Below are 8,491 nucleotides of genomic sequence, written 5' to 3'. Positions count from 1 at the left end.
CCGCCGACCGCCCTGCCGGCCGCGCGCGCCTTCAACTCGCGACTGTCGTCAATGCCAAACAGTTCAAATTTCTGATGTAAAAAATCCGGGTGCACGTTTACATTCTCATCGAAAACGGACGTCGACGAGGGAAAGAGTATCGCTTTGGCCGCCTCAAGCGCCCGTTCGCGGCACGTCTCCGCGTCCCCGCACAACAAATACGCGTGGTGAAATTGTTTTTGCTCGATATGAATTTTAAGCAACGGGTGCATAACGGTTTAATTTTAGCATTACATTTTTGAAATAAAAACAGCGGAGGAAAATTAATTCCCCCGCCGCTAAACATTGTTTGTCTAAAATCTTGGATTCCAGTTGAACTTCCAGTCGCTTGCGGAAAAAACTTGCTCTTTTTTTATTTTAGAAAAAAACACTTTAACCATTATGCCCGAGCCGGTTTTTTCCACCCCCCTTAAAACAGCTTTCGGGTAAAAGTCGGTGCGGCCATGAATAAATGCTTTAATCGCCTCCGTTGTCATGTTGATTATCTCGTTTTCGTAAACCGGACGGCATTTTATTTTTTTATTTTTTAAAACAACAAATCCTTTCTCCAAAGAACCTCCATCCTCCACTATTTCCCCTGTCGCCAAAGCCACAAAGCCATCAATCTTTTTCATGTCATCCTCCTTGATATATTCGCGCCAGCCCGCGGCTTGTTTTCAAAGAAAAAAGCCTTATTCAGCTGGAAATAAAGCTTTTATAAATAAACAAATTAATGTTAACCCCACCGGAGATATTGTCAACCTTGATTCTATCTTTTGGCGATGATGCTCTTTTTGTAAGTATCCAGGTGTTCCAAAGCCAAGCCGGCGCCTTTGGCCACGCAAAGCAGGGCGTCGTTGGCCGCCCGCGCCTTTACGCCGGTGGCGCGAAAAACCAGCTCGTCCAAGTTGCGCAGAAGCGAAGAGCCGCCGGTCATGGTGATGCCGCTGTCTATAATGTCGGAGGCCAGTTCGGGCGGAGTTTCCTGCAGAACGTTTTTGATGACTTTCATCATATCCTTGAGCTCGGGATCTATGGCCTTAACCACTTCGTTGGTTGTAATTTCCGCCGTCCGGGGCAGGCCGGTGATGAAATCGCGCCCTTTAATTTTGTAAACCAATTCTTCTTCAACGGGAACAGCCGAACCGATTTTTATTTTTATTTCCTCCGCCGTCCTGTCACCGATAAAAAGATTGAAATTTTTCTTGACGTAATCGCCGATGGCCTGATCTATCCTGTCTCCGGCGCACTTGAGAGACGCGCAGGCGACGATGCCTCCCAGCGAGATAACCGCCACGTCGGTGGTCCCGCCGCCGATGTCCATCACCATGTGCCCCATCGCTTCATGAATGGGAATGCCCGCGCCGATGGCCGCCAGAATCGGCTCCTTCATCACGTACGCCGATTTGGCTCCGGCTTTGACGGCGGCTTCCACCACCGCCCTTCTCTCCGTGGAAGAAACTCCGGCGGGAACGGAGACCAGTACTTCCGGCTTAAAGAAGCTCCACTTGCCCAAAGCTTTGGAAATGAAGTAGCGCAGCATCGCCTCGGTGACGCGGTAGTCGGCGATGACCCCGTTCTTCATCGGTCGGTACGCCGTTATGGTGTCCGGCGTGCGGCCGATCATGGTTTTAGCTTCGTCGCCCACGGCCAGAACTTTGTTGTCTTCAATGGAAACAGCCACCACGGAAGGCTCGTTCAAAATCACCCCTTTGCCGGGAAAATAAACCAGCGTGTTGGCTGTGCCTAAATCTATCCCGAGTTTTTTATTAAAAAATCCCATGTCTTTAAACAGTCGTCAGCCATTAGCCAATAGCCATCAGTGAATTTTATTCTTTGGCACTAGTGGCTAATAACTAGTGGCTAGTGGCTACTTTCTCTATCTCCGCCCCGATGCTTCTCAACCTTCCGCAAATATCCTCATATCCTCTTTCTATCGTGTAAGTGTTTTTTAAAACCGAGCGGCCTTTCGCCCCGAGCATGGCTATCAATATTATGGCGGACGGACGCAGCGCCGGCAAGCAGACAACTTCGGCGGCTTTGAATTCCGTCGGTCCTTTTACGAAGACGCGATGGGCGTCGGCCAGATTGATTTTGGCGCCGAGCCTGTTGAGCTCGGTGTAATAAATGGCTCGGTTTTCGTAAACCCAGTCGTGAACGAGCGTTTCTCCTTCGGCCAATGCCGCGACGGGGACGAAGAAAGGCAAATTGTCTATGTTGAGGCCGGGGAAGGGGCGGCCGTAAAGCTTTTCCGCCGGAGCTTCAAGTTTGGAAGGGGAAACTTTCACGTCCGCCAGGCGGGCAAATCCGTTTTCCGACAAATATTCTTTTGAAACGGAAAATTTCAGCCCCATTTTTTTGAGCTTGAACAATTCCAGCTCAAGGAAGTCCAGCGGGCATTTTTTTACGGTTAAAAAAGATTTTGTCACAATGGCCGCCGTCAAGAAAAACATGGCGTCAATAGGGTCTTCGGTCAGATAAAAGTTTATATTTTTATCCATCTTTTCCGCGCCCATTATTTCCAGCGTGGTCGCCCCGATGCCCTCAATTTTTGCGCCCAGTTCCGCCAAAAAATGGCAAAGGTCCTGCACCTGGTAATTGGCGGAGGCGAATTTTATCGTCGTTTTGCCGGGGGCCAGCGAGGCCGCCAATATCGCGTTTTCGGTGGCGGTATCGCCCGACTCGTACATTATCACCTCACCGCCCGGAGTGATTTTCTTCCGGCTTATTTCGTATTCTCCTTCCTTTACTTTTATCTTTATTCCGAAATTTTCCAAGGCGTAAAGATGCGGTGTCACCGTCCTTTTCCCCAGTTTGCAGCCGCCCGAAAACGGCAGAGAAAATTTCTCAAACTTATGGGCCAGTATCCCGATAAGCAGTATCATTATGCGGGTTTTCAGCGCCGCTTCGGTGTTTAGATTTTTCAGATTGATTTTCTTCGGGGGCGTTATTTCAAAAATATGGTCTTTCAACCATTTTGTTTTCGCCCCCAGGCTTTCCAAAATTTCAATTATTCTGAAAACTTCCTCAATCTTGGGCAGGTTCATTATCGTCGTCTTGCCTTCGTTGAGCAACGAAGCCAGAAGTATCGCCACCGCCGAATTTTTGGACGGGTTGACCGTTATCTCCCCTTTCAACTTCCTCCCGCCGCTGATAACGTAATCGCTCATGAAGCTATGATAATGATTATTGCGTTTTTTACAAACAAAAAGGGCGGCGCGATAATGGTCGCGACCACCCATTAATACATTTTTAAAAAAATTATTTTTGTTCTATCTTCCCGCCGAATTTCTCCGTACAATCATGGCAGGATTTTATGTGATCTATCATCCTATAAAACAAAATCGGATTATCTTCAAACCCAACCTGTCCTTTTGTTAACCTTTCCACGTTTTCCCAAAAAATTTGGCAACTAATTTTTTCCAAAGGGTTTGATCTGGCCTTCCTTGCCTTTATTATATCTATCAATCGTCCATCCGCTACCATCTGTTTTATAATTTCTTTCATCTTTATCCCTTTTTTTAAAATTTTAAAAAACAAAGCAAGATACAACAATCTCTTTGTAAATTAAAATAGCACGGTTATTTGTTGTTGGCAATACCAAGTTTTTGTTCTACTTTCCCGGCGATGATAAGGATACTCGCGAAATCTTCAGACGGCTCGCCGTCAATATCAATCAACCTCTTCCCTTTGGCGGAATACGGAGCGTGCAAATACATCCCGTTGGTCCGGTAACCTTTTTGCCCGGCCTGATTAAAATATTTTTGATTCTCTTTGACGTACCTGAAGCATCCCGCTTTAAACTTGTCGTAATCGTTTCCTTCTTTTATCTCGGCATTGGCCGTCTTGAAATGTTCTTCCCCGAAGACTTTGGCTATTTCTTCCTTTTCAAAATCAAAATAAGGTATGTCTTCGTATATGTCCAGCGCGCCGCCGTTTTGAGCCATTTCTTTCACCTTTTTGTTTCTCACCTTGATTTGAATAAGAAAATTATTTTTGTTTTTTTCGTCATAAGCCAACAAGTCAACCATGTCGCGGACGTCCGCTTCCGCCGTGGGGTAATGAACGTCAAAACCGCGGCTCTTCAAAAATTTTTCCACGGCCAGCGTTCCCAGTATGCCGGATTTTAATTTTTCGCCTCGCGCCGCTTCCGGCTTGCCGTAATAATCAAACAAGGCGTCGTATTCCGCCCAAAAAGCCTCCAACTCCTCGCGAGGCGGATTGCCGCCTATGAAATGGATTATCTCCTGCTGCCACTCGGCGTCCATTATTTTAAGCGCTTCCGACCTTGCCCCGTTTTCCCTTTCTACCGCGTCTTTTATTAATATCTCGTGGGCGCCGAAAAGGCCGGCCGCCAGGTTTTTCCTCTTTTTGTCGGTTATGGTATCTATAATTTTTTTTCGTTCCTTCACGAAATTATCCAAAAAATCAGAATGGTTTTCGCCTCTGTCTGTTTTTTCATCAAGCTCAAAAATTTTTTCCTCTATTTCCGCGATAAAATCTTCAAACGGCATAATATCCAGACTTTCTTTTTCGTCCGGTTCCGTCAGTTTTATCGCGTTAAATTTTTCCATGTTTTTATTATACTGAATTTTCCGGCAAGGTTAAACATTCTAAAATTTAACTTTGCCGAAGCGCAGTTTACCCCGTTAGAAGTTTGCAATGCGCGCTACACTACCAAAAACAAAGCCGAAGGCGATCTCATTGAAAAATACCTAAACAACCAAATACGCTTAATAACTTCTAATGGGGTTGATTTTTGGCTTGTTTTCCTCCAGTATATAGGCAATGAAAAACAAAACTTTGAAATTAATCATCGTTCTCGCGGTTGCCGCGGCGATTGTCGCCGGAGCGGCTTTCTTCTACCAGAAAGGTTATCGGTTGAGCTTGATTTCCGGTGTTTACAAAAACGGCTCCGTCAAAATAATTTCCTCGGCGGACGGGGTTGATGTGTACGTTGACGGCAAAAAGAAAGTTTCCGCCGCGGCGGCCGGGCAAACTCTGACGATAGGCGGGCTCAAACCGGGAAGACATTCCGTTCTGGCGGCAAAGGAAGGCTATTGGCCCTGGCAAAAAAATCTCACGGTGGAAAGCGAAGCGACGACTGAAGCCCGGACGCTGTTTGTGCCGACAGAACCGCAAGGCAAAATTTTGTTTTCCCCACAGGATTCCAGCATCGGCAACACTCCGGAAGAACTGGCCAAACGAGGAAAAATCCTGAAAGACATACTGCTTTCGCAAAACTCCCTGGAAAAGACAAAAATCGGCGTGAGTCTTTTCTCGGACGAAGCGAGGCAAAATCTTTCCGCGGAGTGGCTGGGCCCCGAAACTCCGCCTTACTTCATCTGCGGCGATGCCGGTTCATGCCAAAAAATTACTCCTGTTTTCAATTCAAAATTCCAAATAAAAACCTTTGACTTTTACCCCGGAAGAAACGACGTCGCCATCGTCGCCGTGGAAGACGGAGTTTACGCCTTGGAGATTGACGGACGCGGCGGCCGGATGCTCCAGCCTATATACAAAGGCAACAACCCGATGGCTCTGGCCGCCGGCGACGAGCCTCTGGTTTATATCCTTGACGACAACTTCCTTCTGGAGATAAATCTCCGTTAAAATGAAAATAGTAGACGTCATACCCATTGCCAAAGGAGTTTTCAAAGAAAAACTTTCTTACTTCACCTCCAAAGACGCGGCGCCCGGCGCTTTGGTGGAAGTTCCGATGAGAAACAAAACCGTCCTGGCTATTGTGCAAAGCGTCTTTGACGCCAAGGAGGCGAAAATTTCTTTAAAAGACTCCAGCCTCTCAATAAAGCCGATAAAATCCGTGGTGGCGGAAAAATTCGCCGCGCCGGAATTTCTTGAGGCCTGCAAAGAAATAGCCGAGTACTACCTGTCAACGGTCGGCTCGGTCCTAAAAGATTTCGCTCCACAGATAGTTTTGGAAAAAGAATTTTACGCCGCGGGAACCGGAACGATAACTGAAAAACCGGCGGAAGAAATGTCGCCATTGCCTCGCCCGGACAATATCGCCCGTCGGCATGAAATGGCGCTGTTGCAATCTCCGCTAAAAGACCGGATCCATTATTACAAGAGCATTGTCCGTGAGGAATTCGCTAAAAACAGAAGTGTTTTTTTATGCCTGCCTTCGGCCGCGCAAGCTTCCGCCATAGCTGAAGAACTGGGCAAGGGAATAGAAAAATATTCCATAGTTTTAAACTCAAAACTGTCCAAGAAAAAAATAAAAGAAGAATGGCGGCGGGCGCTGGCCGAAACTCATCCCGTTCTTATTGTCGCCACCAAATCTTTTTTATCCCTGCCGAGAAACGACTTTGGCGCGATAATTATAGACCAGGAGTATTCCCCTTCTTACAAAAACCAAAAACAGCCTTATGTTGACGCCCGCAAAGCGGCGGAAATAATAAGCCGCCACCTTAAGGCGCGCCTGATATTCGGCGGAGAATATTTGCGGACGGAAACCCGCCACAGGGAGGAGACGGGCGAATTCGTTCCCTCGCCCGTGCCCGGCTCCAGGATTGAGTCCGAGTCGCTGCAAATAATCGCCGACACCAAAGAGCCGGCGGAGATCAAATGGCAGAAAAGCAAAAAATCTCTAATAACAAAAGAGCTTCACGGAATTATCGGCGAAGCGTTCGCCAAAAACGAAAAGACTTTGATTTTCGCCGACCGGCGCGGCCACAGCCCGATGACCGCTTGCGCCGACTGCCAGCGCGTCATCACCTGCGGCAAATGTTCCGCGCCCTTGACTCTTCACAAGGAAAGAGAAAATTCCGGCGGGGCGAAGGAGCAGCCTTTTTACCCCCACACCAGTTTTATCACTAATAAAACTGGTGTGGGGGTTTACCTGTGCCACAAATGTCTATCGCAAATGCCCGTGCCGGAGCAATGCTCGCATTGCGGAAGCTGGCGGCTGACGACTTACGGCGCGGGAACGCAAATGCTCGCCGAAGAACTGGGAAAATCTTATCCGGGTTTGAAAATCTTTGAGGCGGACAGCGATGCTGTTTCCACCGACAAGCAGGGCTCGGCTATCGTGAATGAATTTTTAACCGCGCCTTCCGCCGCGGCGCTGATCGGAACGGAGATTATTTTTTCTTATCTTGGCAAACAGGTGGATCACATCGCCGCGTCAGTGGACTCACTTTTCGCCTTGCCGGAGTACAGGATAAACGAGAAGATTTTTTATCTGCTTCTCAAGCTCAAATCGTTGGCGCGAAAAACTTTCATTATCCAGACTGCTTCGCCGGAAAACCCGCTCTTCCAGCATGCTCTGAAGGGCAACATCAGCGGATTTTACAAAGAAGAGCTGGAGAACAGGAAAAGATTCCAGTACCCGCCGTTTAAACTTCTGATAAAACTGACAAAAGAAGACAAGAGCGACGCGTGTCTTGCCAAAGACGCCGCCGAAGTTGAGAAAATTTTGGCTGAATGGAAGCCTCTCAATTATCGCGCGTTTATACCGAAAATTAAAAACAATTACCGCCGGCACTTATTATTGAAAATTGATCCGCAAAACTGGCCCAAAAAAGAAACAAAGCTTTGCCAGATTCTCTCTTCCCTGCCGCCGTCGTGGAAAATAGATATTGACCCGGAAAAACCCTTAAGCTGACTAGCGTATCAATCAACTTAAGGGTTATATAAAACACGAAAACTACTCTACTCCCAGCAGTTTTTCAGATAGTATTTCCAGATGGGAACATGTAGGGGCACCATCTTTTTTGAATTGATGATGCTGTAAATATCCTTTCTGCCAAATTCCTTTAGCTCGGCCACTTCAGCTCCTTTTTTGAGGTCGCCGGAGAAATATTTAAGTTCAAAGGCTATCATGTAGTAGTACTTTCCTTCTCTATTTCTGACTTTCTGGATTAAAAAAATATTCCCAATTTCAGGGTAATAAGTTATCACCCCTGTTTCCTCGCTTATTTCTCTGGAAACAGTATCCAGAGGATTCTCCGTTGTATCGCCATCAATTTCCGGCCTTCCCCCGGGCGCTTTCAAAAGTGGATCTTTATACCCAGCCTCGCAAACAAGAATCCTTCTGCCTGGGGTTTTCCCCACAAACCCCAGCGCCACAAAATCAAGCTTGTTGGATATTATCATCCCCAATGTCGCCCTTATTTCGTTCCTGTCTATAATTAAACTTGTAAAACTTGGTCTGCTTACTTCTTTTCTTGCAATCATGAGCTACCGTCCTTTCTGAAAAAATCAAATTTTTAAATTAAAGTACTGTTCAAATCGTAAACAATTTATCACGATAACAAATAATTGTCAACAAAAATTTTCCGTGCTAATATCACCTTTGATGGCAAAAATAATCCAAACCGGACATAAAACTTTGCGAGAAGCGGCTCAAGATGTGCCGCCGGAAGAAATAAAGAGCGAAAAAATAAAGAAACTCCTCGCCGATATGGCCAAAACTCTTTCCGCCACGCCGGACGGAGTGGCTTTGGCCGCG

At 46.8% G+C, this 8,491-nt stretch carries 9 protein-coding genes; 3 read left to right on the top strand and 6 right to left on the bottom strand.

Features of this window, described 5'->3' with window-relative positions:
- Nucleotides 1-332: 332 nt before the first annotated feature.
- The 5 genes from HUT38_04045 to HUT38_04025 all read right to left on the bottom strand — a co-directional run bounded on the left by HUT38_04045 (nucleotide 333) and on the right by HUT38_04025 (nucleotide 4,592).
- Entirely contained in the window at nucleotides 333-653 is a 321-nt protein-coding gene (locus tag HUT38_04045; GenBank protein ID NUQ57625.1) for a hypothetical protein, read from the bottom strand.
- A 134-nt stretch (nucleotides 654-787) separates the two neighbouring features.
- The gene (locus tag HUT38_04040; protein ID NUQ57624.1) at nucleotides 788-1,801 is read right to left on the bottom strand and encodes a rod shape-determining protein; all 1,014 of its coding nucleotides are present in this window, start codon (nucleotides 1,799-1,801) and stop codon (nucleotides 788-790) included.
- A gap of 73 nt (nucleotides 1,802-1,874) precedes the next feature.
- On the bottom strand, nucleotides 1,875-3,188 hold the full coding sequence (locus tag HUT38_04035) for a UDP-N-acetylglucosamine 1-carboxyvinyltransferase (protein ID NUQ57623.1): 1,314 nt from the start codon (nucleotides 3,186-3,188) through the stop codon (nucleotides 1,875-1,877).
- Between the two features lie 91 nt (nucleotides 3,189-3,279).
- Nucleotides 3,280-3,525 (bottom strand): hypothetical protein, encoded by a 246-nt coding sequence (locus tag HUT38_04030; GenBank protein ID NUQ57622.1) that lies wholly within the window; start codon nucleotides 3,523-3,525, stop codon nucleotides 3,280-3,282.
- Nucleotides 3,526-3,599: 74 nt separating this feature from the next.
- Nucleotides 3,600-4,592 carry a hypothetical protein gene (locus HUT38_04025; GenBank protein NUQ57621.1) on the bottom strand — a complete coding sequence of 331 codons (993 nt, stop codon included), beginning with the start codon at nucleotides 4,590-4,592 and terminating at the stop codon, nucleotides 3,600-3,602.
- A 214-nt stretch (nucleotides 4,593-4,806) separates the two neighbouring features.
- Here HUT38_04025 and HUT38_04020 point away from each other — a divergent pair, with 214 nt between their 5' ends.
- Together HUT38_04020 and priA are read left to right on the top strand one after the other, a co-directional pair.
- Nucleotides 4,807-5,631: a PEGA domain-containing protein gene (locus HUT38_04020; GenBank protein ID NUQ57620.1), complete on the top strand. Its 825-nt coding sequence runs from the start codon at nucleotides 4,807-4,809 to the stop codon at nucleotides 5,629-5,631.
- Nucleotide 5,632: 1 nt separating this feature from the next.
- Nucleotides 5,633-7,645 carry a primosomal protein N' gene (gene priA, locus HUT38_04015; protein NUQ57619.1) on the top strand — a complete coding sequence of 671 codons (2,013 nt, stop codon included), beginning with the start codon at nucleotides 5,633-5,635 and terminating at the stop codon, nucleotides 7,643-7,645.
- A 47-nt stretch (nucleotides 7,646-7,692) separates the two neighbouring features.
- Here priA and HUT38_04010 read toward each other — a convergent pair whose 3' ends face one another.
- Entirely contained in the window at nucleotides 7,693-8,217 is a 525-nt protein-coding gene (locus tag HUT38_04010) for an NUDIX domain-containing protein (protein ID NUQ57618.1), read from the bottom strand.
- Between the two features lie 121 nt (nucleotides 8,218-8,338).
- Between HUT38_04010 and HUT38_04005 the strand changes: the two genes are divergently transcribed.
- The coding region (locus HUT38_04005) for a peptide deformylase (protein NUQ57617.1) at nucleotides 8,339-8,491 on the top strand (153 nt) is incomplete at its 3' end.

Origin of the sequence: Candidatus Paceibacter sp. (genome assembly GCA_013360865.1) — a bacterium.
Taxonomy (GTDB): domain Bacteria; phylum Patescibacteriota; class Minisyncoccia; order UBA9983; family UBA9983; genus SURF-57.
Note: the sequence above shows the minus strand (reverse complement) of the source record. Positions and strands in the feature narration are given on the sequence as shown.

Excerpts from the sequence above, each read along its gene's own strand:
- HUT38_04045 (NUQ57625.1), bottom strand. The coding sequence starts at position 653 with ATGAAAAAGATTGATGGCTTTGTGGCTTTGGCGACAGGGGAAATAGTG.
- HUT38_04040 (NUQ57624.1), bottom strand. The coding sequence starts at position 1,801 with ATGGGATTTTTTAATAAAAAACTCGGGATAGATTTAGGCACAGCCAAC.
- HUT38_04035 (NUQ57623.1), bottom strand. The coding sequence starts at position 3,188 with ATGAGCGATTACGTTATCAGCGGCGGGAGGAAGTTGAAAGGGGAGATA.
- HUT38_04030 (NUQ57622.1), bottom strand. The coding sequence starts at position 3,525 with ATGAAAGAAATTATAAAACAGATGGTAGCGGATGGACGATTGATAGAT.
- HUT38_04025 (NUQ57621.1), bottom strand. The coding sequence starts at position 4,592 with ATGGAAAAATTTAACGCGATAAAACTGACGGAACCGGACGAAAAAGAA.
- HUT38_04020 (NUQ57620.1), top strand. The coding sequence starts at position 4,807 with ATGAAAAACAAAACTTTGAAATTAATCATCGTTCTCGCGGTTGCCGCG.
- priA (NUQ57619.1), top strand. The coding sequence starts at position 5,633 with ATGAAAATAGTAGACGTCATACCCATTGCCAAAGGAGTTTTCAAAGAA.
- HUT38_04010 (NUQ57618.1), bottom strand. The coding sequence starts at position 8,217 with ATGATTGCAAGAAAAGAAGTAAGCAGACCAAGTTTTACAAGTTTAATT.